Source organism: Phycisphaerae bacterium (assembly GCA_028714855.1).
GTDB lineage: Bacteria > Planctomycetota > Phycisphaerae > Sedimentisphaerales > Anaerobacaceae > CAIYOL01.
In genome coordinates this window covers 158,254-185,191 of the sequence record JAQTLP010000001.1, presented here as the reverse complement: position 1 = coordinate 185,191, position 26,938 = coordinate 158,254, and the positions used below count along the sequence as shown (strand labels likewise).

Annotated in this window: 24 protein-coding genes; 11 read left to right on the top strand and 13 right to left on the bottom strand. The window is 48.3% G+C overall.

Annotation, left to right across the window (positions count from 1 at the left end; all coding sequences use genetic code 11):
* The first annotated feature begins 789 nt into the window (after positions 1 to 789).
* Positions 790 to 1,974, top strand: a complete 1,185-nt coding sequence (locus PHG53_00840; protein ID MDD5380174.1) for a protein kinase family protein — start codon at positions 790 to 792, stop codon at positions 1,972 to 1,974.
* A 177-nt stretch (positions 1,975 to 2,151) separates the two neighbouring features.
* Positions 2,152 to 2,346: a hypothetical protein gene (locus tag PHG53_00835; GenBank protein MDD5380173.1), complete on the top strand. Its 195-nt coding sequence runs from the start codon at positions 2,152 to 2,154 to the stop codon at positions 2,344 to 2,346.
* Positions 2,347 to 2,871: 525 nt separating this feature from the next.
* Here the strand turns inward: PHG53_00835 and PHG53_00830 are convergent.
* Entirely contained in the window at positions 2,872 to 4,305 is a 1,434-nt protein-coding gene (locus PHG53_00830; protein ID MDD5380172.1) for a catalase, read from the bottom strand.
* A 416-nt stretch (positions 4,306 to 4,721) separates the two neighbouring features.
* Between PHG53_00830 and PHG53_00825 the strand changes: the two genes are divergently transcribed.
* The 7 genes from PHG53_00825 to PHG53_00795 all read left to right on the top strand — a co-directional run bounded on the left by PHG53_00825 (position 4,722) and on the right by PHG53_00795 (position 10,738).
* Positions 4,722 to 5,396 (top strand): DUF5752 family protein, encoded by a 675-nt coding sequence (locus PHG53_00825; protein ID MDD5380171.1) that lies wholly within the window; start codon positions 4,722 to 4,724, stop codon positions 5,394 to 5,396.
* A 1-nt stretch (position 5,397) separates the two neighbouring features.
* Positions 5,398 to 6,609 carry a glycosyltransferase gene (locus tag PHG53_00820; GenBank protein ID MDD5380170.1) on the top strand — a complete coding sequence of 404 codons (1,212 nt, stop codon included), beginning with the start codon at positions 5,398 to 5,400 and terminating at the stop codon, positions 6,607 to 6,609.
* A 9-nt stretch (positions 6,610 to 6,618) separates the two neighbouring features.
* Positions 6,619 to 7,755, top strand: a complete 1,137-nt coding sequence (locus PHG53_00815) for a DUF4922 domain-containing protein (protein MDD5380169.1) — start codon at positions 6,619 to 6,621, stop codon at positions 7,753 to 7,755.
* A 192-nt stretch (positions 7,756 to 7,947) separates the two neighbouring features.
* On the top strand, positions 7,948 to 8,358 hold the full coding sequence (locus PHG53_00810; protein ID MDD5380168.1) for a response regulator: 411 nt from the start codon (positions 7,948 to 7,950) through the stop codon (positions 8,356 to 8,358).
* Between the two features lie 74 nt (positions 8,359 to 8,432).
* Positions 8,433 to 8,723, top strand: a complete 291-nt coding sequence (gene groES, locus PHG53_00805; GenBank protein MDD5380167.1) for a co-chaperone GroES — start codon at positions 8,433 to 8,435, stop codon at positions 8,721 to 8,723.
* A gap of 44 nt (positions 8,724 to 8,767) precedes the next feature.
* A complete protein-coding gene (gene groL / locus PHG53_00800) occupies positions 8,768 to 10,390 on the top strand; it encodes a chaperonin GroEL (GenBank protein MDD5380166.1) in 1,623 nt (540 codons plus the stop codon).
* Between the two features lie 63 nt (positions 10,391 to 10,453).
* A complete protein-coding gene (locus PHG53_00795) occupies positions 10,454 to 10,738 on the top strand; it encodes a hypothetical protein (GenBank protein MDD5380165.1) in 285 nt (94 codons plus the stop codon).
* 3 nt (positions 10,739 to 10,741) lie between these two features.
* Here PHG53_00795 and PHG53_00790 read toward each other — a convergent pair whose 3' ends face one another.
* From PHG53_00790 to PHG53_00770, 5 genes are all read right to left on the bottom strand, one after another.
* Positions 10,742 to 11,263, bottom strand: coding sequence for a GDYXXLXY domain-containing protein (locus PHG53_00790; GenBank protein ID MDD5380164.1), 522 nt, complete (start codon positions 11,261 to 11,263; stop codon positions 10,742 to 10,744).
* Entirely contained in the window at positions 11,256 to 12,605 is a 1,350-nt protein-coding gene (locus PHG53_00785) for a DUF2157 domain-containing protein (protein MDD5380163.1), read from the bottom strand. Before PHG53_00785 ends, PHG53_00790 begins: the two co-directional genes overlap by 8 nt.
* An 83-nt stretch (positions 12,606 to 12,688) precedes the next feature.
* The gene (gene mraY / locus PHG53_00780; protein MDD5380162.1) at positions 12,689 to 13,828 is read right to left on the bottom strand and encodes a phospho-N-acetylmuramoyl-pentapeptide-transferase; all 1,140 of its coding nucleotides are present in this window, start codon (positions 13,826 to 13,828) and stop codon (positions 12,689 to 12,691) included.
* A gap of 55 nt (positions 13,829 to 13,883) precedes the next feature.
* Entirely contained in the window at positions 13,884 to 15,263 is a 1,380-nt protein-coding gene (locus PHG53_00775; protein ID MDD5380161.1) for a UDP-N-acetylmuramoyl-tripeptide--D-alanyl-D-alanine ligase, read from the bottom strand.
* On the bottom strand, positions 15,260 to 16,693 hold the full coding sequence (locus PHG53_00770) for a UDP-N-acetylmuramoyl-L-alanyl-D-glutamate--2,6-diaminopimelate ligase (GenBank protein MDD5380160.1): 1,434 nt from the start codon (positions 16,691 to 16,693) through the stop codon (positions 15,260 to 15,262). Before PHG53_00770 ends, PHG53_00775 begins: the two co-directional genes overlap by 4 nt.
* A 133-nt stretch (positions 16,694 to 16,826) precedes the next feature.
* Here PHG53_00770 and PHG53_00765 point away from each other — a divergent pair, with 133 nt between their 5' ends.
* Positions 16,827 to 18,320: a transglutaminase-like domain-containing protein gene (locus PHG53_00765; GenBank protein MDD5380159.1), complete on the top strand. Its 1,494-nt coding sequence runs from the start codon at positions 16,827 to 16,829 to the stop codon at positions 18,318 to 18,320.
* 23 nt (positions 18,321 to 18,343) lie between these two features.
* Here the strand turns inward: PHG53_00765 and recJ are convergent, their stop codons facing one another.
* The 5 genes from recJ to PHG53_00740 form a co-directional block, all read right to left on the bottom strand.
* The gene (gene recJ, locus PHG53_00760) at positions 18,344 to 20,179 is read right to left on the bottom strand and encodes a single-stranded-DNA-specific exonuclease RecJ (protein MDD5380158.1); all 1,836 of its coding nucleotides are present in this window, start codon (positions 20,177 to 20,179) and stop codon (positions 18,344 to 18,346) included.
* 89 nt (positions 20,180 to 20,268) lie between these two features.
* Positions 20,269 to 21,060: an SDR family NAD(P)-dependent oxidoreductase gene (locus PHG53_00755; protein MDD5380157.1), complete on the bottom strand. Its 792-nt coding sequence runs from the start codon at positions 21,058 to 21,060 to the stop codon at positions 20,269 to 20,271.
* Positions 21,045 to 22,442, bottom strand: a complete 1,398-nt coding sequence (locus PHG53_00750) for a hypothetical protein (protein MDD5380156.1) — start codon at positions 22,440 to 22,442, stop codon at positions 21,045 to 21,047. Before PHG53_00750 ends, PHG53_00755 begins: the two co-directional genes overlap by 16 nt.
* Positions 22,443 to 22,775: 333 nt before the next feature.
* The gene (locus PHG53_00745) at positions 22,776 to 23,321 is read right to left on the bottom strand and encodes a TlpA disulfide reductase family protein (GenBank protein ID MDD5380155.1); all 546 of its coding nucleotides are present in this window, start codon (positions 23,319 to 23,321) and stop codon (positions 22,776 to 22,778) included.
* A complete protein-coding gene (locus PHG53_00740; GenBank protein MDD5380154.1) occupies positions 23,311 to 24,345 on the bottom strand; it encodes a DNA recombination protein RmuC in 1,035 nt (344 codons plus the stop codon). The genes PHG53_00745 and PHG53_00740 overlap by 11 nt, the downstream gene beginning before the upstream one ends.
* Here PHG53_00740 and PHG53_00735 point away from each other — a divergent pair.
* On the top strand, positions 24,345 to 24,887 hold the full coding sequence (locus PHG53_00735) for an ASCH domain-containing protein (protein ID MDD5380153.1): 543 nt from the start codon (positions 24,345 to 24,347) through the stop codon (positions 24,885 to 24,887). The genes PHG53_00740 and PHG53_00735 overlap by 1 nt on opposite strands.
* Before the next feature lie 35 nt (positions 24,888 to 24,922).
* On the opposite strand, the gene PHG53_00730 is transcribed toward PHG53_00735, so the two are convergent.
* Both PHG53_00730 and PHG53_00725 read right to left on the bottom strand, forming a co-directional pair.
* On the bottom strand, positions 24,923 to 25,462 hold the full coding sequence (locus tag PHG53_00730) for an N-acetylmuramoyl-L-alanine amidase (GenBank protein ID MDD5380152.1): 540 nt from the start codon (positions 25,460 to 25,462) through the stop codon (positions 24,923 to 24,925).
* Between the two features lie 281 nt (positions 25,463 to 25,743).
* On the bottom strand, positions 25,744 to 26,937 hold the full coding sequence (locus PHG53_00725; GenBank protein MDD5380151.1) for a peptidylprolyl isomerase: 1,194 nt from the start codon (positions 26,935 to 26,937) through the stop codon (positions 25,744 to 25,746).
* Position 26,938: the final 1 nt, after the last annotated feature.

The window sequence follows — 26,938 nt, the reverse complement described above, 5'->3', positions numbered from 1 at the left end:
GGGATTCGCGTTTAGAATACGGGTCTTCGACAGAAGACCAAGTTAGCAACAATCAAGGATCTGTGCTGCGCTTCGAGATTTTTTTAAGATGATTTTTCAACGATGGCGATTTCGTCGGGGGTCAGGGCGAGAAGGCAATACCTAAGATAGTTAGGTATTCTTTTTTTGTCTGCGGGGTTTTAAGAATTGGGGATTTTTATGCCCGCCCTCATAGAGATGGCGAGGTAAACTACGCTTCGAGGGTCAGGCCGGGGCGGGGAAAGTATATTAGTATATGCATACATGCTAATATACTGATTTTAGAGTCATGGTTTTCAAAGTGAGGGATTTGAGAATTGGGGTTTTTAGGATGCGGACTTTAATGTTTGCGGGGGTTTGAGTTTGTGGGTAAAATGGGGAAAATTTCTAACCACAAATTAACACGAATAAGCACGAATTTTTTTATCACAGAGAGCACGGATTTCGCGGGAAAATATAGCTGTTATAAATGCTTTCCTTTAACAAAATTTGCGGGTAAAATGGGGTGAGCAACGGCGGAGAAAAAGCATCGCGGGGGTAGTCTTTGGTATTGTGTGGTTTGGGTAGAATTGTAAAACAAGAAAAAAGCGGAATTATGACATGATTAAAAACGGCGACAGGCTCTAATTTTGCCCCATGAATTCAAAAGGAAAATCAAAGCATGGTTTGCCACAAAAAGGCACAAAAAGAATGAGTTGCTTACAACGAAGATGTTTAGTGATGGAGCAAGGTGGTGTATTAGCAGAAATTAAAAATTAAGGATATAAGAATATGGATTACCAACAAAAATGGCAAATTATTGCAGAACATGATGGCGGTGGACAAGGCAAGGTGTATCGCGTATGTCGAAAAGATGAATACATCGAGGTTAAGAACAGTGTTCGTAAAATCCTAAAAGCCATAACGTCAAATTTTGATTACGGGGCGCAAAGACAACTTGATGATCATAAGGAATTGTGCAAATGGCTGCCAAAAATGTTGCAGATGGAAGACCCTGCGAATCAATTTGCATTGAAGGTTCTGCACAAGCCGAAAGATGCAAGAGATCCGAATTTAGCAAAAGAGAGGATAAAGCGTGAGATTGGTGTAATGTCGAGAAATTTGCACTCTAATTTGCTTGAATTGGTGAATTCTGACCCCGACGGCGAATGGTTCGTTTCAAGATTTTATTCCGGAGGTACGTTAGCACAGAAAATGGATGAGTACAAAGGCGATTTTTTATCTGTTTTGAAAGCGATTCGGCCTATAGTAGAAGGAGTCGCAAAATTGCACAAAGAAGGATACGTCCATAGGGATATAAAACTTGAAAACATATTTGTTGGAACGAAGAACGATCTAGTGCTGGGAGATTTCGGACTCGTGTTTTTTGATGACCCACAGCATACAAGAATTTCTGAAAAATATCAAAATGTTGGTAGCCATGATTGGATGCCAGGATGGGCAATAGGAATGCGAATTGAGGAAGTAAAGCCAACATTTGACGTGTTCTCTTTAGGTAAAGTGCTATGGTCAATGACAAGTGGGCGACGCTTACTACGGTTGTGGTATTTCAGGGACGATGAATTTAATGTTGAAAAGATGTTCCCAGATTCTCCAGGGATTAATTTAGCAAATCAATTGTTTGATAAATGTATAGTTGAAAGAGAAAGAAATTGCTTACCAGACGCAGGGGCATTGCTTAAGAAGATTGACAGAACTATAGGTCTGATCAAATGCGGCGCGGATGGTATTGATCTAACGCAGAAAAGAAAATGTAAGGTGTGTGGGATAGGAGAATATGATCTGGTTGCCGATGGGAACGCAACAAAAATCCATAACTTAGGCTTCAATCTTGTTGGAGGCCGCACGATGAAGATATTTACCTGTACTAACTGCGGGAATGTGCAACTGTTTTCTTACGATAAGGTTGTCCCGCCACCGGCATGGCAAAAATCAGAAAGTGAGACACAAGCATAGGCATGGAGATACCCGATAGAGACGTAACAACAATCCGCGATTTAATTTATTATCAATACGCCAACCCCGGTTAGATAGTACACAACACATCTCACAGGGCAGGGATAATTGTGCGGCGGGCGGATGGGCAATAAAGTAAACAATGACGGGCAGGAATTCTACGAAAGTTGAGTGCGTATGAGGTATGCAGGACTTACGGATGAGCCGGAAAAAAGAAAGAGGGAACATACCAACCCTCGCGATTTCAAAGTAATGCAGCAATTCACTTGCGAGACGGCAGCCCGGCAATGGGAAAGGAGAATGACGGCGCAGGGATATGGGGAAGATACCAGCGGCAAAGGGTGGAAATACGGCTATACCTTTTCAATCTGAAGTTAGTTCGTTGTTCATAGTTCGGCAGTTAAATCTGGGGGGCACCATAATAATTTTTCAACATTAACTCTCTCGAACTAAGTTTCCCAAGTTAGCACACCGAAAGCGTTCTGGCCCCCGACAGAAGACCGAGTGAGCAACCCCCGACTACGACATTCGAGGGCAGGCGAGGCAAGGGTTTTGTTAAAGACAAGCCTTAATGTTAGTCTCTTGCACCGGCAAGCCAGCTGATATCTCCGCCGGCGCCTTGTACTGTTTGACAACCAACCGCAGAAAGTATGACGAGAAGCAACAGGATAATTAAGAGGGCTTTTTTGAACATTTCATTGGACTCCGAGACAATTTCTTTTTATTTCTTATATAGTTATCGTCCTATCGCCAGCTAAAAATGAACTTATTAATTGGGATTTCCGCCATCGCTTCAGCAGAGGGCGGAGAACGGACGAAGTAATCCTCGCGCCTGCAACGGAGCTGGGGGCTAAATATAAACGAAGACCCTGCCATAGTGATGGCAGGGCTAAACGATTATAAAGCTTTTTGGACGCCTTCGCCGTATTGTTTGTCAGCCTTTGTAAAATGCTCGAGCATTTTTTTCTGGATTTCCTTCGAGACTTTACGGAGCGAACGCGCGATGTTCTGAACCAGTCTTTTCTGCTGGTCAGGCGGCATTAAACGATAAAGGTTTCCCGGCTGGATGTAATCGTCATCGACGCCGCGCTTCTGCTCATACCAATCGGCATCGCCGGAGATTTTCAGAGGGGGTTCTTTATATGCGGGGTCTGCCTTTGGGCCGCCGAAGCTGTTCGGCTCGTAATTTGGGGAGGAGCCGCCGTTATCGTCGAACCTCATTTTTCCGTCGCGCTGATAATTATCGGCTTTTGCGGCGTGGGGACAATTTATAGGTAGCCGTTCAAAGTTGACGCCGAGGCGATACCTGTGAGCATCGGCATAAGAGAAGATTCGGGCCTGAAGCATTTTGCAAGGTGAGAAGGAGATTCCGGGAGGCGCGTTTGCGGGCGAGAAGGCAGCCTGTTCGACTTCGGCAAAATAGTTTTCGGGATTTTTGTTCATCTCAAGTACGCCGACCTCAATGAGGGGGTAATCGCCGTGGGGCCATACTTTGGTCAGGTCGAAGGGATTCCATCGGTAGTTCTCGGCCTCTTTTTCGGGCATAATCTGGACGGAAAGTGTCCATTTTGGGAAGTCACCTTTTTCTATCGCGTTGAAGAGCTGCTTGACGTGATAGTCGGGGTCCTCTCCCGCAATCTTATCCGCTTCTTCCTGCATAAAGCACTGTATTCCCTGCTGAGTCTTGAAATGGAACTTGACCCAGAATCGCTCGTTTTTGGCGTTGATGAAACTATATGTGTGACTGCCGTAGCCATTCATGAAAGGGATGCCTTTGGGAATGCCCCTGTCAGAAAAGAGGATAGTCACCTGATGGAGAGATTCTGGGACCTGTGACCAGAAATCCCACTGCATTGTGTCATTCTTGGCATTTGTCTTCGGGTCTCTTTTCTGGGTATGAATAAAATCAGGGAACTTGATTGCGTCTCTGATGAAGAAGGTCGGGGTGTTGTTGCCTACCATATCCCAGTTACCTTGTTCGGTATAGAACTTAAGCGCAAAGCCCCTGACATCTCGCACGGTGTCAGCGGAGCCCTTTTCTCCTGCGACGGTAGAGAACCTGCCGAAGACTTCCGTTTTCTTTCCGACTTTGGAGAAAACGGCAGCCTTAGTGTATTTTGTGATGTCGCTGGTAACGGTGAACGTGCCGTGCGCGCCAGCAGCCTTTGCATGCACAACGCGCTCAGGGATACGTTCGCGGTTAAAATGGGACAGTTTTTCAAGCAGATGATGGTCCTGGAGCAATGTCGGACCTCTTTGGCCTGCGGTTAGAGATGTTTGATTGTCGGATACAGGAATTCCTGCTGCGGTAGTTAGTTTTTTTTCAGTCATTTTTCTTCTCCCTATTTTGGTTGTCAGCGAGAATAAATACGTCACCTTTTTATTTCATCTGAAGCCCAGATGAATTTCGAGCCTATAAATCTGTGCGTTTCAAAGAGGCACCCCGATATCAGCGTGATTTCCGATTATAGCGGTTCCTGACGGGGTTTCAATAGAAATAAGTTAAATAACTTATAGCGGGTGAAGTAAAACGGAATCGCAATAAAGATTGCGAGGTATTTATTCTTTAACTCGAGTTACGTAGAGGCCTGGTCTGATAGGCCGCGCCGAGCTTGACGTGTTCGAAATCAACGATAGTGTAGAGCTTGCCGTCGACAAGCAGGTCAGGAGGCCAAGCGAGAAGGAAGCTGTTGACATTATCAGATTTATCATTTAAGAATATAATTGGATTTTTGTCAGAGAGATGAATGATGGCAGAATTAATAAAAGCGTCTGAGCCGTTCAGGTTATGCACGAGACTGCATTTATCGGAATTGACGGGGCTGAAGGCGTCAACACTTAGCAAGCTGTTAGAACTGATAAGGACGGTATCAGGGGCGTGCATATATCAGCATACGCACCGTTTTCTTCAGCAGCATCAGCATTTATCCCCAGAGCCGCCTAATGATTTTGCATACTGGGTATCCAACGTTCTTGGCGAAGACGAACTGGGGGAGAAGCTTGCGAGCATCGATATAATCCGATACTCGAGCGTGCGAAGTCTGCGGGAGAAAATAATCCTTGTAATCGAGGAGTATCTTCAAAAGCATCCGAAGGCAAAGAAGAAATTTGTTAATCCGGGGGCGGAGTTCCATTTCATAAAATCGATAAGTTTTATTTTTCCTACGAACCATGTCGCCAACGATTTGAAGGAGCTGGCGGACATTCTGAGGCAGATAACAATCGACTCGATATACTTTCACGTTTTCGAGTCGCGGTTGCGTCTCGAGAAGGGCAAGAACGACCTGTCGCTATGGATAGAGAGGGCAATAGGGGACAAGGAGCTGGCGGACAAAATTTCACGGCTTGACCCATATACTTTTACACTGGAGGATTTGAGGAAGAAAATCATCGATTTGATAGAGAGAAGGATACGTTCGTGATATGGGCACATTAGAAGATTACATTCCGATTGCCAAGCGTGGAGTTGTAGACGACCTGATGCTGGTGGCGGAGAAGCTGAAAGGACGCAGCGTCCAGATGGTAAACTCGACGGCGGTCGGCGGAGGAGTAGCAGAGATATTGAACAGGATGGTCCCGCTATTCAATGAGCTGGGCATCAACACAAAATGGGACGTTATACGAGGCGGAGGGGATTTTTTTTCGGTCACCAAGAAGTTTCATAACGCCATTCACGGAAAGCAGGAGGAGATAACGCAACATGACTTCGATATTTTTATGGACACGAGTGAGAAGAACATCGAGCAGGTTGCAACTGACAGTGACATAGTTTTTATTCACGACCCCCAGCCGATAGGTCTTATAGATAAAAAAGCCGACAACAAATGGATTTGGCGGTGTCACATAGACGCATCCAAGCCCGACCGGAAGGTCTGGCGGTTTTTGAGGCATTTCATTGACAGGTACGATTCTGTCGTGTTCTCGGCGCCCAGCTTTGCGCAGAAGCTGGCGATGAGACAATTCCTGATAGCTCCTTCGATAGACCCATTGAGCGACAAGAACAAGGAACTGCCAGCGGAGATGGTTGAGTCGGTGCTGCAGAAATACGGCATCGACAGGGAGAAGCCCGTTATCACACAGATATCGCGGTTCGACCGTCTGAAGGACCCGGTCGGAGTCATCGAGGCGTATCTGCTGGTGAAGAGGCACATAGACTGTCAGCTTATTCTGGCAGGCGGGACGGCGGTCGACGACCCGGAATCGGTGCAGGTTTTTGAGGAAGTGAAGGAGAAAGCGCAGCAGGACAGTGACATACATATTCTTTTGCTGCCACAAGACGACCTCGAAATCAACGCGCTGCAGAGGGCGTCAACGATAATAATACAAAAATCAATCGGAGAAGGTTTCGGTTTGACGGTATCGGAGGCATTGTGGAAAGGCAAGCCTGTGGTTGCCTCGGCAGTCGGCGGTATCCCGCTGCAGATAACTCATAATTATTCCGGTTTGCTTGTTCATTCGATTGAAGGCGCCGCCTTTGCTATTAAGCAGCTGCTGAATACTCCGGAGTACGCCAAGAAGCTCGGCGAGAACGGGCGGGAACATATCCGAAATAATTTTCTGCTGACACGTCACGTTCGTGATTATATGCTGCTGTTCCTTTCGCTGTATCACGAAGATAACGTGGTCTTATTTTAGGGCCGCTCAATGTCGACGGAGCAAAAGTATCTGAATAAGATTCACCGACACTTCCGGGCAAGTCCTGACGATAAAGAGCTGTTTTCGCGGATTGCAGGAGCTTCATCTGGGCAGCGGGAGCAAATCCTGCAAGACGTGAGCGAACTGACCGGACGGCAGGGGTTAGCTTACGGTCTGCTTGCGTTGTACCGTCAGCAGGTCAATTGCGGATTTGTTCTGGCAGAGCCTTTAGGCCGGGGTGGGAAGGAACCCAAGCAATTCAAAGATGAAACTACCGGCGTTAAGTTTCGCCTGTTGTGGAATCCCGACAGAGAACTGCGAAAGAATCATTCGCTGCTGATTGAGCGAGGAGTAATCAATGGGGACGCGGATAAAACGAAACTTATCAACATAGATGAAGATGGGAAGCCTTGCTACCTATGCAGTGAAAACATAGCAGAGCTAAATCCGGCGGAAATACTGCTTGGGTTACGACTTGACGGGGAAGATTATTTCGCCGGCGCCAACTTCGCATATATTGAAAACAACCATTTCACGATTATGAGCTCCGAGCACCGCGACCAAGCGTATGAAAAGGGCGTTCTGGCGGCGATGAATGATTTCATTGAACAGACAGACGGATATTTTCGCGCTATCTTCAACGGCCGTGCCGGCGCGACAATCCTCAGGCATGAGCACCTTCAGGCCACAACTGAGCCATTTCCTATTGAGGATATACGGATACGCAAAGACGATGTGGTATTCGAGAAGGAATCTTTACGCGTAGCCAGGCCTTTTTATTATACACCGCTGTGGGTTATTGAAGGCGCGGACAAGGACGCGGTAATCGATGCGGCAGAGAACATCATTGTCCGATGGCACAAACTAAACGAGATAGAACATACGGAAAACGTTATAGCCGTAAAGGCAAACGGCCTTTTCAGAATGTTTGTCTTTCTAAGGGACAGGAGGCGTTTGGCCGGAGAAGGTAAATCAGGCGATATGGCGTGCTTCGAATGCGGCGGCAGCATTGTGCTTTCGTATCAGCCACCCCCAGAAAAAACAGGCGAAACCGACGAGAGAAAGACTTTTGATATCGCAGATCTTGCGACAGTGAAGAAGCTGCTGGGGGATATAGCTCCTGTCGCTGCCGGTATGGATTTCTGATTTCGTGCTGTTCATCAGCCGGGGGCGGATTATTGATGCCAAGCTCTGTCGAATTGGCAGGATAGTGCGGAGTTGGCAGGTTAGAAGCAAGCATACCTTTAGGGTGTAAGTCTGCTTGGAATAAGCGGTTGCGGAAATAGGGGTTTTGGGGGAGGGATTTGGCACGATATTTGCAATTATAGATGGGAAGCTATGGTTTTGAATGAGTCCAAATTAGACGAGGTGAATGTATTGGCCAGCGGGGCCGGCTGGGGGTGGCCTGATGCGCTGCGCCATATATTTCAGCCGAGAGGGGTTAACCTGTTAGTGGCGGAAAGCACAGGCGAGTTTGTCGAGATTATCAAGCGGAGGCGAATACAGGCGACAATAGTGGATACGGATTCTGAGGGCAGTGGTTTGGCGACGATAAAGATTATCCGGATGGATTATCCGAGGCTGCCGTGCATACTGCTGTCGAACGAGCCGGGGGAGGCGGTGCTGAGGGCGGCACTGGGGCTGGATGTTTTCAGCGTTATTGACAAGCCGGTGAATATGGGTATTCTGCGGGAACAGTTGAACAGGTTATTTATAAAGAAATATAATAATGGCAATTTTGCGGAATAAGTGTATATTACAGCCCCCCGTTTAGAGTGTTTCGGGGCGAGAATTAAGGATTTTTTTGAAAGGAGTAAGGTCAAATGAAGATTCGGCCATTAGCAGATAAGGTGCTTGTAGAGCGATTAGAGGCGGAGACCAAGACGGCGGGCGGGATAGTTCTGCCGGACACCGCCAAAGAAAAACCGCAAAGAGGGAAAGTCATAAGCGTCGGCGAAGGCAAAACGCTCGATGACGGGACGGTGCGGAAGCTGGAAGTGAAAAAGGGAGATATGGTGCTCTTTACAAGCTATGCCGGCAGCGAGATAAAGATAGACGGCAAAGAGTACCTGATTATGAGCGAGTCGGACATAATGGCTGTAATTGAGAAGTAGATAATTGATTATTGATAGAAAGCTAAAGAAGGAGAAATAAAGAGATGGCAGCTAAAAAGATAGCTTACGGCACTGACGCACGCGCAGCGATACAGGCAGGCGTAAAGAAACTCGCGAAAGCGGTGAAGATAACATTAGGGCCTTGCGGCAGAAACGTGGTTTTGGAAAAATCGTTCGGCTCACCAACCGTTACCAAAGACGGAGTGACGGTGGCGAAAGAGATAGAGCTGGAAGACGCATACGAGAACTTAGGCGCTCAAATGGTAAAGGAAGTGGCCTCGAAGACCTCGACAGTAGCCGGCGACGGGACAACGACCGCAACGATTCTGGCGGAGAGCATCTTCAATGAAGGCCTGAAGAACATCACGGCAGGAGCCAACCCGATGCAGGTGAAGCGCGGCATCGAAAAAGCAGTCGAGAAGATAATAGAAGAGCTGCAAAAGATGAGCATACAGGTCGATTCGAACAAGCAAATCGAACAGGTGGCGACCTGCTCGGCAAACCAGGACGCCGAAATCGGCAAGAAGATGGCAGAAGCGATGGACAAGGTCGGCAAAGACGGCGTCATTACCGTCGAAGAGGGCCAATCGCTGGAAACGACGGTGGAACTGGTTGAGGGTATGCAGTTCGACAAGGGATATTTAAGCCCGCACTTTATCAACAAGTTAGAGAATATGACTGTTGTGCTGGATAAGCCGTATGTACTGATTCATGAAAAGAAAATAAGCTCGGTAAAATCGCTTGTTCCTTTGCTGGAGAAAGTGGCCAAGCAAGGCAGAGCGCTTTTGATTATAGCCGAGGACATCGAGGGCGAGGCGCTGGCGACACTGGTTGTCAATAAGCTTCGCGGTGTGCTGCAAGTGGCGGCGGTGAAGGCGCCGGGCTTCGGCGACAGGCGGAAGGCGATGCTTAGTGACATTGCCGTCCTGACCGGCGGAGAGGCGATTTTCGAAGACCTGGGGCTGCAACTGGAAAACATCGAACTGGCGCAGCTTGGCAGGGCGAAACAAGTTACCATCGACAAAGACAACACGACCATTATCGAGGGAGCGGGCAGCTCTACGGAAATAAAAGGAAGAATCGAACAGATTAAGACCGAGATTGAAAACTCCACGAGCGATTACGATATTGAAAAACTGCAGGAGAGACTGGCGAAGCTGGCGGGCGGGGTCGCACAAATCAATGTCGGGGCAGCAACTGAGGCGGAAATGAAGGAGAAGAAGGCCCGCGTGGAAGACGCGCTGCATGCGTGCAGGGCGGCGGTAGAGGAAGGCATTCTGCCCGGCGGCGGGGTAGCGATGCTGCGGGCATTGCCGGGGTTAGATAAAATCAAGACCAGCGGCGATGAGAAAATCGGCATTGATATTGTTCGCAGGGCAGTGGTGGCACCGATTAAGCAAATTGCCGAGAACGCAGGGCTGGACGGTTCGATTGTCGCACAGAAGGTTATGGAAAGCAAAGAGAAGAATTTCGGCTACGACGCATTACACAAGGAATACGGCGATATGATTGGGTTCGGCGTGATTGTGCCGACGAAGGTCGAGCGGGCTGCGCTGCAGAACGGAGCGTCAATTGCATCGCTGTTATTAACGACCGATGCGGTAGTGAGCGAGATTCCTGAGAAGAAAGAGGCACCGGCGATGCCACCCGGCGGCGGGATGTATTAAAAAGAAAGAGACTCTAAGCGGGCTCCACCAAGGAGCCCGTTTTTCTTTAATTAAGGAAAAGAAATGTTCAGCTTTTACACGAATGCAATCTCTCAAGCATCGAAAGGTATAGCAAAAGGGATTTTTACGGTTGGGCTGCTTTTGGTAGGATTCGGCATTTTAATTCTTGTGCTGCCGGCCCTTTTCGCGATGTTAGCGGCGGCGGTATTTTTTATTGCAGGGGCCGGTTGTGTTGGGACGGCGGCCAAGATATTTTTAGCACAGAGGCGATTGAACAAAATCAATCCGGATGATTCAGAAGGTTACAGAGAAAACGTCCGAATCCACATCGAAGACCATTACGAGTAGAGTTTAATATTTATAAACTCTATCCTGTATCAGCAAACTTACCAAAGCCGCACGGCCTAAAGAATCTATTTTGACTTTAACCCTCGCCTCGTTGGAGTTTGTCCGGAGGTCACTTTCTACCGTATTACGTGCATCTTCGGGGATAAAATACGATTCGATTCCATATACTATTCTATGGTTTTCTTTTTTGCCTTTTATAATCACGCAATCAGCCGGCACGGATTTGGGGCGAGAATTGTGCACGGAGACGGCGTTCCAGATTTCACCGTCACCTTTTTTTAGCACTACCCATACCCGCTGTCCACCGGGCCAATTCTGCCATTCGTTCGTGATTTGCGGGTGAGAGATTTCGTGGCTGAGATTGACGTAGTAGCCGCTCATTATCGTGTAGGGGTCATAGGGGGCTGTTTTCAGGATAACGGTTTTTCCTGTGCACAACGCACAGATTTTCCCGGCAGGAACAGCACCAAGAATGAGAAGCTGGACAGCAACTGCTATAATAAAATAGGACAGGCGTTTATTCATTTATAAGCCTCCTTTTTTTCAGGTAGTTTTCAAAACTGACTCCCGCCAAGATTAAGCCGATACCGCAACCGGTGAAGACCGCCGCTTTTAGGAGCAGGTCTGTTTCATATTCGAGAAATCTGCTGGTAATAATCAGGGCGGTTAGGAGTATTCCGGCCCAGAAGATGCCTCTGTTTTCCGCGCGGTAGCTATTGATAATCAGGCCGACACATAAGGCCAAGCAGGCGATATTGGCGGTGATTATGAGCGAAAAATAATCGTTATCAGCCCGGCTGCCCTGTGGGAAAATCTTGATGATTATCCCTGAGAGCAATAATATTGTCGATACAAGCATCGAGATGGAAATGGGGCGGAGCCGGCGATCAGACAGCATCGACTTAAAAACGTATATCCACATAAGCACAGCGATGATATAGACAACCGCGACCAGAATTGTCCATGGTTCTGCTTTGATTGAAGCGAGTTTGACTTCCCTGGCCGATTCTTCGAAGGACAACATATACGCGTTCATTGCAGCTAAGGGGACGGCGAACACCATTGCCGGCGGCGCGAAGATTTTAAAGCTGTTCGTACGATTAGACAACAGGCCATAAGCGAAGCAGAACAAGCCAACACCTGCGGCAGCGATTGAGAACCCGAAGAGGCCGCTGCTATCCCATGCGGCATATACCATAACAGAAATTGCTACGGCAAGAAGAGAAAAGGCAAAGGTGATTACTGAGCGATGAAGGTAAGCAAACGGCAGTACGACAGCAGCAGCAACAAATGGATAGTAGCAGAAGGAATGAGAATCGTCGGCAATCCAGCCGCAAAAAGCTATGAACGATACAATTACAGCAATTATAATATTCGGCTCGCTTTCGAGGGCGTAGGCCATTACGAGGGCGCCTATTGCCCATGCATACATTCCATTGTAGAAGTTGGCTTCGATGTGAAAGATTTGGGCAAGCAGGCCGATGTTAGCGCCGAAGACCAATGTTCCAAGGGTTATAAGCGCATGACCGAGCCGGGGACTTTTGCCGGAGATTTTCCAAAGATAAAACCCTGAGAGGTGACAGGCGAGCATAAAGCTGATAATTACGGCGATTTTGACAGAAGGAGTAATTTTATCCCAATGGGCAGCTACGAAACTGATAACTCCAGCGGCGACCAGGACAGCTCCAATTATGTATATGGCAGACAGCACTATATTTCTGGATTCTCCTGCTGTCTGGTCGAGCATGTATCTTTGATTTATTGCTGTCGACTGGCCAGGGGTGATGATGCCATCGGACTGCCATATTTGAAGTTCCTGCTTAAGCTCTTTTCTGAAATGATTGGAAACTTTGATGCTGTCTTTCATTTTCAGCCTCCGGCATAGAAACACTTGTTTTATCAATGAGCGCATTATAAGAGTGAAGAATAAATTTTGTCAACAGCTGCTTTTTAGCGGATTTTCAGAGTTGCGAGTGCGATTGCGGCGAAGGCAGCGGCGAGGAGCCAAAATCGGACAACGACCTGCGGCTCGGACCAGCCGGAGAGGTGAAAATGGTGGTGGATTGGGGCGCATCTGAAGATACGTTTTCCGCCGGTGTATTTGAAGTAACCAACCTGAAGAATGACGCTGACCAATTCGAGCACAAACACGCCGCCGATAATCAGGAGGAGAATTTCATTTCTCGTCACGAGAGCGCCGTAGCCCATTGCTGCGCCAAGCGGCAGAGAGCCGACATCACCCATAAAGGTCTGGGCAGGGTGACAATTGTACCACAAGAAGCCGAGCACAGCTCCCAAGATTGCCGAATAGAAGATACTCAGTTCGCCGGCCTGCGGGATTGCGGGGAGCAGGAGGTAGCTGGACCAGGTGACAGAGGTTGTTCTTGTCATTGTTTCGGAAGCGACGTAACAAAGCAGGGCCAAAACGAGGCTGACCATTCCGACGCAGCCAGCAGCGAGGCCATCCATACCATCGGTCAGATTGACGGCATTGCTGGTAGCGGACAGATAAAAAATGGCAATAAGGACAAACATCCAGTTGGCCAGCGGCAGGCCGTGCTTATAGAACGGCAGCCAGAACAGTTTACCGTCCGGGATGTTAGTAAAGTCTCTATACAAGAAGAGGCCTATTAGGACGGCGAAGCCGAATTGGAAGAGGATTTTTTCCCAGGGTTTCAAACCGTCTCTGCTTCGGTGCCTGATGTCCGCAGTGAGTTTCAGCCAGTCGTCGATGCCGCCGAGGGCGCCAAACATTATCACTAAAATGATTGCTTTTTGGACGAAGGGGTTATTTAGCTTTGCCCAGAGCAAAGTTGTCGCTAAACCGGCGATGATGATAATCAGGCCGCCCATTGTAGGGGTGTTGGCCTTTTCCCTGGTCAATTCGTTAAGTGCGGCGTGATGAAACTCCGGGCGGTCGCCGATTTTTTTGCGCATCAGGAAGCGGATTATGGAAGGGCCAAGGAAAATCGCGACAAGAAAACTTGTCAAGACGGCGGCTACCGAGCGAAACAGGACATCCTGATAGGCATAGAAGCCCAGTTTATGAGTGAAGACGTCGCGGAAATGCCACAACAAATGGTATATCATACTATATCTCGTATCTCGTAATTGCGTGTTTTGCTAAAGGCCTGGCAAGACAGCTTTACGAGAAAAGTTCTTTTAATTTTTCGACGGCCACTTCCAGCCTGTTAATTCTGGAGCCCTTGACCAATATTATATCGTAATCTTTTATGAATTTTTTGAGATTATTGCAAGCTGAAAGGACATCTGCGAAAGAATTTGTTTGCAAACCGTATTTTGCGGCGTTTTTTGCGGAGTCTGCGGCGATTTTCGCTGAATCTCCGACGGTCAGCAGGAGCTGAACTTCGGCCCCGGCGATGTCGTTGCCCAGGCCGGTGTGCAAATCCTCCGTTTGCCGTCCCAACTCAGCCATGTCACCGCAGATAAAAACCGCCCGGCGTTTTTCTTTTGAGACAAGGCCTGCCAATATGTCGAGGGCATTTTTCATCGAGGCTGGGTTTGCATTGTAACAATCGTTTAATACCGTCAGCGTTCCGATTTGCAGGAATTCGGCCCGCATAGGAACGGTCGACAAGGTCTTTACCGCCTGTGCGAAATCATCAATAGTTATGCCGAATTGGCTGCAGACAGCCCAGGCGGCAAGGGCGTTTTCGACATTGCCGGGGCCGGCAAGCGGCAGGAGAACCTCTGCCCCATCGATGGTGAACCGACTGGCTGGGCCGTCGAAGGAGATGTTTTGGGCGCGGAAGTCGCAGTTACCTATTTTTCCGAAGGTCAGGATTTTGGCTGAGAGTTCCGCGGGCGGTGTGACGGCGGAGTTGATTATCAAGACACCATCGGACGGGAGGCCTTGTGAGATGGACAGTTTTTCTTTCGCGATAGCATCGACGCTGCCGAAGCCCTCCAGGTGGGCGGGGTAAACATTGGTTACAACCGCGATGTTCGGCTGGGCAATGGCAGTAAGATATGCGATTTCGCCAGGGTGGTTTGTTCCCAGTTCGGTGACGACGATTTCGTGTTTCGGGTCGGCGCCGAGAAGTGTCAGAGGGAGGCCGATTTGATTATTGAAATTTTTCTGGGATTGAAAGACACGGTGGTTCTGACTTAAAATGTGATGGACGATTTGCCGGACGGTGGTTTTGCCGACCGAGCCGGTGACGGCAACGACCTTGAAATTCATCAACCGGCGAAATTCGGCGGCGAAGTCGCCGAGGGCTTTTATGGTATCATCGACCTTCAGCAGGCAAAAGCCCGGGGAATCGATATCTCTGCTGACGACGGCGCAGACGGCGCCTTTGGCGAAGGCGTCGTCAATATAGTCGTGGCCGTCGAAGTTATCGCCTGAGATGGCGAAGAAGCAATCGCCGGTCTTGATGGTTCTCGAATCGGTATTGACGCGTATGAAGGAGCCGTGACTGACGGCCCGCAGAGCACGGCCCGAATCCTCAAGAGGCTGCGATTTGATTATCTGGGCGAGGTCTTTGATAAGGAATTTTTTCATTTTCTTTTTGTTAAGCACTCCAAAGCGACCGCATTGTCTGAGAAGCCGAATTTTTGTTTGCCGATTATTTGATAATCTTCGTGGCCTTTACCGGCGATGAGGACAATATCGTTTTTGCCGGCAGTATTCATCGCCATTGCGATTGCCTTTTTTCGGTCGGGCTCGATGGTAATTTTCTGTGAGCCAGGATTTTTGAAGCCGGCGGCGATTTCGTTAATAATACCCTGCGGATTTTCGGTGCGGGGATTATCGCTTGTTACAATTGCAAAGTCAGCTAATTGTTCGACGACCTTAGCCATTCTCGGGCGTTTGGTCCTGTCTCTGTCCCCGCCGCAGCCAAAGATGACCCTTAGATTGCCTTTGCAGAGAGGTTTTAATGTCGAGAGGACATTTTTCAGGGCGTCGTCGGTATGCGCATAATCAACCAGGACGGCAAAATCGCCATTCCAATCGACTTTTTCCAATCGGCCCGGCACACCCTTGAGGGCTGAAAGGCCGGCGGCTACTGTTTTTAAGTCCAGGCCTGCGGCAAGGCATATTCCAGCCGCGGCGAGGTGATTGCTGACATTGTGCAGACCCAGCAGAGGAGTTCTTACGATGGATGACTGGCCGACATATTCCAGCGAGAAAACTGTTCCATTTATGTCCATTGATTCGATATGGGTTGTGATATCAGCAGGGGCATCGACGGCATACCATAGAATTTTTGCTTTTGTTTTTTTGGCGATTTTTTCCGCTTCTGGTGATTGTTTATTTAATATAGCTGTGGCCTGGGGTGAAAGGCCTGCAAAAAGATTTGTTTTGGCTGCGAGATATTCTTCTTTGGTTTTGTGGTAATCGAGATGGTCGCCTGTGAGGTTGGTAAACGCGGCGGCTTTGAAGCTGACAGCGGCGAGGCGGTTTTGAGCGAGTGCGTGGCTACTGGCTTCGATGACCATATATTTTGCGCCGGCCTTTAACATTTGCGATTGTCTCTCGGCGATTGTCAGGCAGTCGGGCGTTGTCAGGGGCGCTTCGAAGGTTTCCGACCCCGTATCGTAGATAATTGTGCCGACAAGTCCGCACTTTTGGCCGGCGATTTGTATGCAGGAGCGGACGAGAAAAGCGACTGTGGTTTTGCCGTTTGTTCCGGTGACGGCGAGATTGGTCAGTTTAGAGGCAGGGTTACCCGAACGAGCCTGCGCCAGAACCGCTGCTGCTTTTGCGGAATCATCGACGAGGATTGTTTCCAGACCTTTATGAAGACAAGGCCTCTGGCAAACGATGTATTTGGCGCCATTTGTTACGGCCTGGCTGATGAAGTCGTGGCCGTCGCATACTGCACCAACGACAGCCACGAAGATATCGCCGGCTTTGACAAGGCGCGAATCAATACGAATAACAGGGGCCTTATTCGAAGAAACGAGTTTTAAGAGTTCATCAAAAACCATAACGTTACGCTACAAGGGAATTAGGCATATTTTAGTCGACAAATAGAAAATTTGCGATGAAAATTCGAATCTTTGCGTTTATAATGGTCAGGAGAGTTTTTTGGAAATCGAGAAGAGCAAAAGGGGTTGAATTATGAAAATCCGGTGTATTTTTGGCGTTTGCCTGGTGTTAGCAGCAGCCGGCGTGAGCAGTGCCAAGTCGGAGGAAACCGAGTATTACGCCGTGTTTACGGGGAGCAAGAAAATGGGTTATGTAATCCGAAGCCGTGTAGAGGCCAATGATAAAGTGACCACTACCGAAACAATGAGGATTCTTGTCAAGCGGGTCAATGAACCTGTGCAGATGACTACGACGGAAACGAATATTGAGACGACTGACGGCAAGCCGCTGGGTTTTAAGCTTACGCAGAACTTTGGCGCTGCGACGACGACCGTTTCTGGTAAGGTGGATGAACTATGGATAGTAGATATTACAGCTATTTCAATGGGGAGGGAGCAGAGGAAGTCGATAGGATGGCCGAGCGGCGCAGTGCTGAATGAAGGCCTGCGTTTGCTGCAACTCGAGAAAGGTCTCGAGGAAGGTTTGGAATACAGCACCAAGATATTCGAGATTGGCAGCCTGCGGGGGCTCGAAACTAAAATACGTATCGGGCCGAAAAAGAATGTTGACCTTCTGGGACGCGTCGCGGCTTTGACGGAGGTAAAGACAACTATTAAGACACCGGCAGGCAGTGAGATTGTTCAAACCAGCTATGTTGACGAAAACTTTCGTTCTAAAAAGAGTATAACGCCCATGATGGGGACGCAGGAAATGGAAATCATTGCCTGCGCCAAGGAGTTTGCATTAGGCAAGAACGACGTTGTGGAACTGGTTGACAAGATGTTTTTGGCCAGTCCTGAGCCGTTAAATAATATTGAATCAGCCAAGTCGGCCGCCTATTACCTTGAGCCGAACAGCCAATCAACGAAGCTGGTGATACCATCCAGCGACAACCAAAGTGTGGAGCAGAAAGAAGGCAAAATAATCGTGACCGTTAAGCCTGTCGCTGCGCCGGCAGGGGCGAAATTTCCATACGAAGGCAAGGACAGCAATACAGTAGAGGCGATGAAGCCCACAAGCTATGTGCAGAGCGACAACAATGACATAATTGAACTTGCCAAGCGGGCTGTCGGAGACACCAAAGACGCGACAGAGGCCGTAAAAAAAATCGAAACGTTTGTATCCGGATACATTGAGAACAAAAGTTTGTCGGTTGGTTACGCATCGGCGGCGGAGGTTGCAGTGAGTAAGGTCGGCGACTGCACCGAGTTTGCGGTGCTGACGGCGGCGATGTGCCGTGCAATCGGAATACCAGCGAAGGTGGTTTTCGGTCTTGTTTACACAAAGTCATTTGCGGGGCGGGAGAATGTTTTCGGCGGTCATGCGTGGGTAGAGGCATACGTTGGCGACAAGTGGGTTGGGCTCGATGCGACGAGAGCACCAAAGGGTTTCGATGCGGGCCATATTGCGCTTGCCATAGGCAATGGTGAGCCGGCGGACTTTCTCAATTTGGCGGCTACTCTTGGCCAGTTCAAAATCGACAAGGTGACAATCGACACGGGGAAAACCCAAGACCCGAATCTTTAAAGGTATGTTTTGATTACTGCAGTTTATTCCAGCCTGATGTCGGCGAGGACGAACTCGACGTTACAGTTGCCATTGTAGGTATTGAGCTGGGGCTGATAGGCGACATCGAAGAACTCGTGTTCAAGCAGTTTTTTTTCTAATTTTCCCATCCCGAAACCGATGCAGCGGATAGCGTTTGTATTGTCCGTTATTGCAAGCTGCAGGTGACTGCCCTTTGAGCCGCAGATTTTCGGCGGAGAGGCAAGACGCACGCCTTTTGTAGTGAAGAGCGGGCTTGGATTTCCCCTGCCGTAGGGGCTGAGCATCTGGAGTTCGGAAACGGTTTCTTTTCTGAATTCGCTCAATGGCGCTGCGGCATCGATATGGAGTTTTGCAGCACAATCATTTTTGGCGAGGTGCTGTTTCACGTAGGCCTCGAAATCAGCAGCGAACCGGTCGATTTTTTCGGTTTCGATGGTTATTCCGGCAGCCATTTTGTGTCCGCCGAAACTGACCAGATGGTGCGAACAGGCCTTGATTGCGCTGAGCAAACAAAAACCGTCTATCGAGCGTGCGGAACCCTGGGCGATGCCGTTTTCGGCGCTGCCTATGTTAATCATAATCGTCGGGCGATTATAAAGGTCTACAATTCTCGAAGCTACTATTCCTATTACGCCGGAGTGCCAGGTTTGGCCTGCGAGGACGAAGCTGGTCCTGTCGGAGCTGTCCAAGCCTTCCTTGACTATTTTTTCGCGGGCCTGCTCAAATATCTTTCGCTCGCACTTGCGCCGCTGGTCGTTTTGCTCTTTGAGATATTGCGCTATTTCCGTCGAGCGAACGGGGCTGTCATTTATTAACAGCTCCACGGCCAATCTTGCGTGTCCCATCCGGCCGGCGGCGTTAAGCATTGGAGCAAGGTGAAAACCGATGCGGAAACTATCAAGCCCTTGTCCCGTAAATCCAGCCGATTCGATTAGGGCCTGGACGCCGGCGAGTTTGCACTGCGGCAGGGATTTGAGTCCATAGCTTGTCAGGATTCTGTTTTCTCCCCTCAGGTCCACGATGTCAGCGATGGTGCCCATAGCTGCCAGAGAAGTTGCGTTAAGCATAAATTCGCGAAGTTTCGGTTCGAGCCTCCCGCTCCCACCGGCAGTGAATTCATTGGCTATTGCCCAGGCCAGCTTGTAGGCGACCATTGAGCCGGACGAGTCTTGGTTCGGGTAGGATTTATCCATTGCAGGGTGGACAATAGCGACGGCCTTCGGCAATTCGTGGTCGGGCGCGTGATGGTCGGTTATTATCAGGTCGAGTCCCAATTGCCCGGCGAGTTCTGCTGATTTGACCGCGGAGATACCGCAATCAACGGTGATTAAAAGTTTTGTTCCGGCCTGCGCCAGAATCTGGACAGCTTCTTCATTCAGGCCGTAACCTTCGTCGATACGATGCGGGATATAGAAATTTACATCAGCATTGAGCAGCGTCAGAACCTGCCAGAGAATTGCGGCGCCGGTAATACCATCCACGTCATAGTCGCCGTAAATGGTGATTCTTTCCCTGGCTTTGACGGCCTTTTTTATTCGTTCGACGGCCGGCTTGACGCCCGGCATCAGTTCCGGGCTGATAAGCTCGTTCAGTTTCGGCCTTAGAAAAACGGAACCGGTGTGGACATCAGTTATTCCGCGATTGAGTAAGACTTGCGCCAAAAGAGGCGAAACCTTCAGTGATTTGGCAAGTTCGCCGGCGTCTGGATGCGGCGGATGGATTACCCATTGTTTTTGCGGGGCAGCGGAGCGCGCCTTACTGCTTTTTATGAGTGTCTCGATTCGCGATTTTTCGCGAGTTCGGCCGGGGCTTGTATGCATCCGTGCGTGAGATTGCATTTAGAATCCGTTTCGTTCTTTATTTTTCTGATTTGTCGTAAAGCAAAAATGCACTTATAGCATAAACGAGCGCGAAATGCAAGATGTTTTTAAGCCCTCATATATAAGCCGCCGTTGACGGCGATATATTCGCCTGTGATGAAGGAGGCGGCATCGCTTGCGAGGAACAGAATCGCTTTGGCGACGTCTTCGGCAGTGCCGTTTCTGCCGAGCGGGGTTTGCTGAGCAACTGCTTTTCTGCGTTCGGGTGTGCTGAACCTTTCGTGGAACCTTGTTTCGATGAGGCCGGGAATGACGCTATTTACGCGGATTCCGTATTTGGCGAATTCTTTGGCCATAGCGATGGTTTCGGTGGCAACGGCGGCCTTTGCGCCTGCGTAGATGCCGGAGCCGTCTGCGCCGCCGTGGTGGCCTGCGATTGAGCCGATGTTTACGATACTGCCTTTGGTCTTTTTCAAATACGGCAAAGCCGCCCTTGTCGCCAGAAAGATGCTGCGGACATTGGTGGCGAATACGTCTTCGTGATAATCGAGGGTCGCGGTTTCGAAGGGCTGGCGGTCGATGAGTGAGCCGGCGTTATTGATGAGGATGTCGATGCCGCCGGCGGCTTCGATGAATTGTTCGACCATTTGGTTTACCTGTTCCTCGTCCCGCATATCCGCGCAAAAGAGGACTCCGTCGCTGAATTTTTTGACCTGTTGGAGGGTTTCTTCGCCGCCTTTTTTTGTCTGGAAATAATGGACGCCGATGAAGCCGCCCTGCTGACTGAACATAACAGCCGCTGCCTGACCGATGCCGCTGCTGGAGCCGGTGACTAAAACCTTTTTGTCTTTGAGGTCTTCGTAAATCATCTTATTTTGTCTTATTATTTTTTGCTCCATTCAACAGGCCAGAAGACATAATCGCCATTACCATCTTTTGAGTCGCGGATTCCGTTATCATCGTCGCAATCCGCCGCGAAACTGTATAGTATAAAATCACTGTTGGTGAGTTTATAAACCAGCGGGCCGTCGCTAAACGGATCTATCGGCAATTCATTCAGATATCCAGAAGCCACAAGCCCATCAAGACTTTGCGGATATTCGCCTTTATCGGCTTTGTATCGTAAAAGAGCGATGGTGGTCAACAGGCCATTAGTATATGCCTGCAAGCGATAGGATGTTTTTAGGATTTGTCCCCAAGCGGGGGCAAATGTCTCCAAGAGATAGTTGCCTTTTACCATTTCTGCAGCTATTTTATCTGGGTCTTCGTGTTCCTTGTTCAATTCTGCCGGCAACTTACCGCTTGCCCGGTCGAAATAATCATACATCTTATCGGCAAGTTCAACAGTTTCTTTTCTGGTTATTTTTGGCTGTCTGCTCAACTCCGGCTTAAACGCTCGCTGAACATAAAATACAGGATCTTCTAAAAAAGCCGTTCCATACAAGCGGCCATCACCTTGGCCGTCGTCAGTAAAAAGCCTCTGCACTTTGTCATAGAACATCATCCTTTCGGCAGTAAAGTCGATTATGGGGTTTCTTGTATGTGATGATTCTTCAATTTGATGCTGGAAGTTTTCCAATAATTGCGGACTTATATCTGTTTTATCGAGAATCTGAAGACCAGTATTTAATGCGAGTTGGCCAACGCCTATTCCTACCAATTGTTCTATCAAAGTCTTTCGTTGGCCAAAATGCGTTCCTATTCTGTAGATTACATTTACAAGTTGCAGGGCTGATTCTGTCTGGCCTTGATATGCCTTTAATTTTGTCTGTAAGCTGAGCACCTTTATGCAAAACCTGATATTCTTAAGGTCCGGCAACATTATCTCTAACAAGTTATTATCCTTAGCCCGGTGTTCAATCCAATAGTATGGTTTTTGAGAAGCTTCTGTTAAATATTCGATTATTTGGGAGCTTGATTCTGTTAAATCTTCAGCTTTTTTGAGTTCAACATCATTCATATCGCCGGGCCATTTTTGGGAAAGGTCTTTTATGTCGGGAACGACCGTAATCAGGTCAAAGGCCTTCTGATAATACGGGGCGGCGTTGTTATTAGGGTCATAGCCGGCGGGTTTTGAAATTTCATTGTACTTGGCCACATAGTTGATTTTAACATTGATTCTGTCTTTCGTGTTTGGGGTGAAATGACTTATAATACATAAGATCATGACAATAGAGATGACGGCAATAGATTTAAGGCTGAATTTCAGATTAGGTTTGTTAGATGAGATAATTTTGGAATAGCCAAACTTAAAACTTAAGTAGAATGCAGGTAAGAGCACCGCCACCCCAAAAAGTGTTGCCAGGACGGTTTCTGATAATGGGTATTCCGGTTTGGGGTAGAGTATAAATTCCCAGTACCAAGAAAGAACAACAAAAGCTATCAGCAAGAAAGGAATGATTTTCCAAAGCCAAGTAAAAGATTTAGGCCTATAAGACAGACCGTGAAGGAAAATGGAAATAGCTACCAGACCGAATGAAAAAATTCCCAAGGTTGCGAGCCAAAGCGGAGAGTCCGGTTCGGGGTGACTTGAGGTCGCAAGTGGAATAAAGACAGTGATGAAAAAAACAAGATAACAAAATGTCAGTGTCCTCTTCATGTGAGATTGCTCTGTTTATTTTGTATTTGTTTCCGGTTTTGGCGGCGGGGCATTTAAGGCGTTGACGAGGGCGGGTTCGAAATCGGATTGCCTCGGGTGTCCCTGCCAAACGACTTTACCGCTTTGGCCTATAATGAAAGTTGACGGGATGCTTCTGACGGAATATTTTGCGGATAGGCCATTATCCATTCCGACATAATAATTTATGTTTCTATCTTTCACCGTTTTTTTTACCGGTTCTGAAGAACGGTCTACGGAAAGGGCTATAAAGGGGACAGATTTGTCTTTATATTTATCCGCCAGCTCAATCATATGTGGAATCGACTGTATGCAGGGCGGACACCAAGTTGCCCAAAACTCAAGGACATAGACCCGGCCGTTGAGGTCAGGCGGCGGAGATGTAATCCATTGGTCAATTTGAATCTGCGGGGCATTAACGTCAACGAGACTGGCGCCGCGGCTTTTGAAAAGATGAGCGCCGATGGCAGCGAAAACTATTACCGCCAACACCATAGCTAAAAATGAAAGAACAGGTTTTTTATTTGGTTTTTCAGTTTCCATTAGATGTCTCACTTTCATCCTGTATCTGGCCTAATTGCAGGCCGAAGCGGTCGAGTTTTTTCTGGCCATCTTCGTATTGGCCGAAGGCATTGCGCAGGTGTCTGCCGAGGACTTCCCAGCAGCCGCCGAAGTCAGCAAAAGAGGCGTTCAATCTTTTTAAGTTCTGGCGGATTTCGGCGGCCTGTTTTTCGATTTGCAGGCCGTGCAGACCCATCGCGACCGTCATAAGATACACATATAGAAGGTTCGGTGATACGGGGATTACTTTTTTATCCAGACAGTATTGCATAATATCCTGCGTTTCGTCTGCGTATTTGACAATTGTTTCGTAATAGACATTCTCAGCAGGTATATACATCAACGCAAAATCCAGCGTGCCTTCGGCAGGTCTGATGTAGCCGGCCGCAATTTTGTCGATGTGTGCGGTTACATCTTTGAGAAATTGTCTGCGGAGTTTTGTTTTTTCGCTGTCGGTTTCCGCTTTTACTACTTTTTCAAAGCTCGGCAGCGGAAATTTCGCATCAACGGGAACCATGAAGTTCTGTAATTGAATAGCGGCATCGACCACCCTGCCGTCTTTGAAGGTATATTGGAGTTTGTAACTGTCTTTCGGCAGGATTTGAGCGAGGAGGTTTTCGAGCGACCACTCGCCCATCTGACCTCGCAGCTTTGGCGAGCTTAAAATATCCTCAAGCCGTCTGACATCAACTCCAAGCTGGAGCATTTGTTTGTTAGTTCCATGCAGCTCGCCGATTTGAGTATTCAGCCGGCTTAACAGCTGCTGACTTGACTGGAGGTTCTGGTTGAGATTGGTTTGGCCTGTCTGGAGGGATTTTTGCAGATTCTCTGAGGTTTTGTCCTGAGCGGCTTTTAGCGATTCGAGCTGCTGGGCGAGGAGTGTGATATTAGTAGCGTGGACGGCTGTTTCTTCTTTGCTCTTGAAGATAGTGCTGAGTAGCCAAACCAAAAGGCCCAATACAGCTATAATCAAAACTATAACTACGGCGAGCAGGACTGATTCCATTGTTTTATCCTCAGAAAACCGTTTTTATTATAGGGATTATACGGGCGTTCGTCAAAGTAGTTGCCATTTATCAGATTGGTTTTTATGATAAATCCTTGATTTTTATGACTAATCACCTGGTAATCCTGAAAAAGCCGTATTTGGATGCGATTTTAGACGGCAGAAAGCTCATCGAATCGCGCCTAAGCGCAGTAAAGCCCTGTGCTTTCGAACGGCTTTTGTCCGGCGACAAGTTATTTTTGAAGCAAAGCAGCGGGCCGGTCTGTGCGACAGCAAAGGTTAAGGCGGTCAAGAATTTTGAGAATCTGACGCCAAGGCGAATAATCGAAATAAAACAGCAATATAACCGCCATATTCTCGGCAGCGATGAATACTGGCGTAGCAGAAGGGACAGCAGATTCGGCTTTTTGGCCTGGCTGGAAGAGGTAAAATCAATCGAGCCGGTACGAATTAACAAGAAAGACTGGCGTGCGTGGGTGGTGTTAACAGAGAAAGAAGACTTCGGTCTGCTGAAACCAGATATTGTGAAAGAAGCCCGATAGAATTATTTTGGCTGGCTTTTTATAGGGCCTTGCCGCTACTTCCAATTGCTTGGGTAGTAGATGTAGGCAGGCTGAATGTTAAATTTTCTGGACAGCGCCTCTACAAGCGCTTCTACCCTTTTTATCTGGAGGTTCGTTGGGTATTCCTCCGTTATAACGCAGATGCGGATAGTTTGACTGCTGCCGTACCAAGTTTGCCCCGGTACGATAGACCACTGTTTTTGCCATTTTTCGGTTGGCTGGACCTCGCCGTCATCACCACCGAGGCCGTTACAAATAACGAAGTGATAGTTGATGTCCTCCGGACTGGACAGGCCGCTGAGCGAAGCGAGCTGTTCAATATTTCCGGCTTTGGTGTTGCTGTAGTAGATTTCGATGCAGTTCCAGCGATAATGGGATTGGACCGCCTGGGAAGAAATGGTTTTTTCGATTGGGTCGAGACGATAATAGCTGGAGAGGCAAAATGGGCCGGAAGAAGGAGGATTGTTGCCGAGAGCCATTAAAACTATTGCTCCGAGGGTCATTGAAACCAGGAGGGCTGCTAATACCTTTGCTACTCGTGGTTGATTTGACATAATTTCGTCCCTGAAAGGCGCCTGACGTCCTTAAAAAATCTGCCGGAAACTATCTACAGAAAGCACAACGTCTAATTTATATGATGAACATCGGCGTTTGCCAGCTAATTAATCAAAATTTTGTTAAAATTTTGCAAATTTTACCTGCGGGCTCTATGCTTGCCTTTTGCAGCTTGCCGCAGAAGGTGTTTAACGTCCCTTTTTGTGCACGAGGCCTCCGAGTACCGCCATTAGGCGGATGCAATAACACGCAACGTTACAGTGCTCAGCCGAGAAAGTTATTATTTGGCGGAGGTTTTCTTTTTGCCTGAGGTCTTCTCTTCTGGCTCGGTAGCCGGCTTGCTGCTATCAGGACGAGACGGAGCTGCTGCCGGGCTGAAAGCCGGAGTGTTCGGTTCTTTGCCGGGGGGATAAACGATTTTCGCATCAGCCTTGAGCGATTCGATGTATTTCTCGGCAAACTCGGCTTTTTTGGTTTGTGTCAGCATCTCCACTATGTCTTTTTCGGCCTCATCAAACGGTATAGTATTGGCGTCTTTGTGTTCGGTAAGCTTTATTATGTGATAACCGAATTGGGTTTCCACGATATCGCTGACCTGTCCGGGTTTCAGTGCGAAAGCTGCTTTTTCAAAAGCAGGAACCATTTGGCTTCTACCGAAGAAGCCCAAGTCGCCTCCTTGTACCGCCGAATATGTATCGTCCGAATTGACCTTGGCTAATTCGGCAAAATCAGCTCCGCCTTTGATTTGTTTAAGTAAACCCTCGGTTTTCGCCTTGGCTTTTGCTTTTGCCTGGTTCGGGTCGGTATTGGGGTCACCGGTAACAGGTTTTACGAGGATATGACTTGCACGGATCTGTTCGGGCGTTTCAAAATTGGTTTTATTTTCATCATAATACTTTTGGGCATCGCCTTCCGGAACGTCTATCTTTCCGGCCCACTGGGCTTCCATAAACTTCTGATAGGCAAGCCCTTTCTGGATTCGGAGTTTTACATCGTCGAAACTTTGACCGTAGGCCTCTACCATGGTCTTGAAATCTTCGAGTGATAACGGCGGCTGCTGCTGCGAGGATATTTCTTTGATACGTTCCATTACTTCTTCTTCGGAGATTGTTATTTTGGCTGCTTTTACTTTTTCATCCAGCAGCTGTTCGATGATCATTTTCTCAAGGATCTGCCGTCTGAGTTGTTTTTTGTATTGCTCAGGCAGCTGCGTGCCTATTTTCTGGAGCTGCGGCTGGAGCTGGGCATCTATCTTGCTTTCGTTAATAGCAACGCCATTGACGGTCACGGCAACACTGTCAGCGGCTGTTTCGGCGGGTTTATTCGGTTCTGCTGCTACAGCAATTGCGGGGGCATTTGGTTCAGATTTCGCCTTGGCTTTTGCCTTGGCAGAAAGCACGGTGGCAAAAAGCATTACAAAACAAGTTGCGGCAGCCGCAATTTGGAGGATTCGACGAGAAATGCTGGTTTTCATA

Coding starts and splice junctions, on each gene's coding strand:
- PHG53_00840 (MDD5380174.1), top strand. CDS start 790: ATGGATTACCAACAAAAATGGCAAATTATTGCAGAACATGATGGCGGT.
- PHG53_00835 (MDD5380173.1), top strand. CDS start 2,152: ATGAGGTATGCAGGACTTACGGATGAGCCGGAAAAAAGAAAGAGGGAA.
- PHG53_00830 (MDD5380172.1), bottom strand. CDS start 4,305: ATGACTGAAAAAAAACTAACTACCGCAGCAGGAATTCCTGTATCCGAC.
- PHG53_00825 (MDD5380171.1), top strand. CDS start 4,722: ATGATGGCAGAATTAATAAAAGCGTCTGAGCCGTTCAGGTTATGCACG.
- PHG53_00820 (MDD5380170.1), top strand. CDS start 5,398: ATGGGCACATTAGAAGATTACATTCCGATTGCCAAGCGTGGAGTTGTA.
- PHG53_00815 (MDD5380169.1), top strand. CDS start 6,619: ATGTCGACGGAGCAAAAGTATCTGAATAAGATTCACCGACACTTCCGG.
- PHG53_00810 (MDD5380168.1), top strand. CDS start 7,948: ATGGTTTTGAATGAGTCCAAATTAGACGAGGTGAATGTATTGGCCAGC.
- groES (MDD5380167.1), top strand. CDS start 8,433: ATGAAGATTCGGCCATTAGCAGATAAGGTGCTTGTAGAGCGATTAGAG.
- groL (MDD5380166.1), top strand. CDS start 8,768: ATGGCAGCTAAAAAGATAGCTTACGGCACTGACGCACGCGCAGCGATA.
- PHG53_00795 (MDD5380165.1), top strand. CDS start 10,454: ATGTTCAGCTTTTACACGAATGCAATCTCTCAAGCATCGAAAGGTATA.
- PHG53_00790 (MDD5380164.1), bottom strand. CDS start 11,263: ATGAATAAACGCCTGTCCTATTTTATTATAGCAGTTGCTGTCCAGCTT.
- PHG53_00785 (MDD5380163.1), bottom strand. CDS start 12,605: ATGAAAGACAGCATCAAAGTTTCCAATCATTTCAGAAAAGAGCTTAAG.
- mraY (MDD5380162.1), bottom strand. CDS start 13,828: ATGATATACCATTTGTTGTGGCATTTCCGCGACGTCTTCACTCATAAA.
- PHG53_00775 (MDD5380161.1), bottom strand. CDS start 15,263: ATGAAAAAATTCCTTATCAAAGACCTCGCCCAGATAATCAAATCGCAG.
- PHG53_00770 (MDD5380160.1), bottom strand. CDS start 16,693: ATGGTTTTTGATGAACTCTTAAAACTCGTTTCTTCGAATAAGGCCCCT.
- PHG53_00765 (MDD5380159.1), top strand. CDS start 16,827: ATGAAAATCCGGTGTATTTTTGGCGTTTGCCTGGTGTTAGCAGCAGCC.
- recJ (MDD5380158.1), bottom strand. CDS start 20,179: ATGCAATCTCACGCACGGATGCATACAAGCCCCGGCCGAACTCGCGAA.
- PHG53_00755 (MDD5380157.1), bottom strand. CDS start 21,060: ATGGAGCAAAAAATAATAAGACAAAATAAGATGATTTACGAAGACCTC.
- PHG53_00745 (MDD5380155.1), bottom strand. CDS start 23,321: ATGGAAACTGAAAAACCAAATAAAAAACCTGTTCTTTCATTTTTAGCT.
- PHG53_00740 (MDD5380154.1), bottom strand. CDS start 24,345: ATGGAATCAGTCCTGCTCGCCGTAGTTATAGTTTTGATTATAGCTGTA.
- PHG53_00730 (MDD5380152.1), bottom strand. CDS start 25,462: ATGTCAAATCAACCACGAGTAGCAAAGGTATTAGCAGCCCTCCTGGTT.
- PHG53_00725 (MDD5380151.1), bottom strand. CDS start 26,937: ATGAAAACCAGCATTTCTCGTCGAATCCTCCAAATTGCGGCTGCCGCA.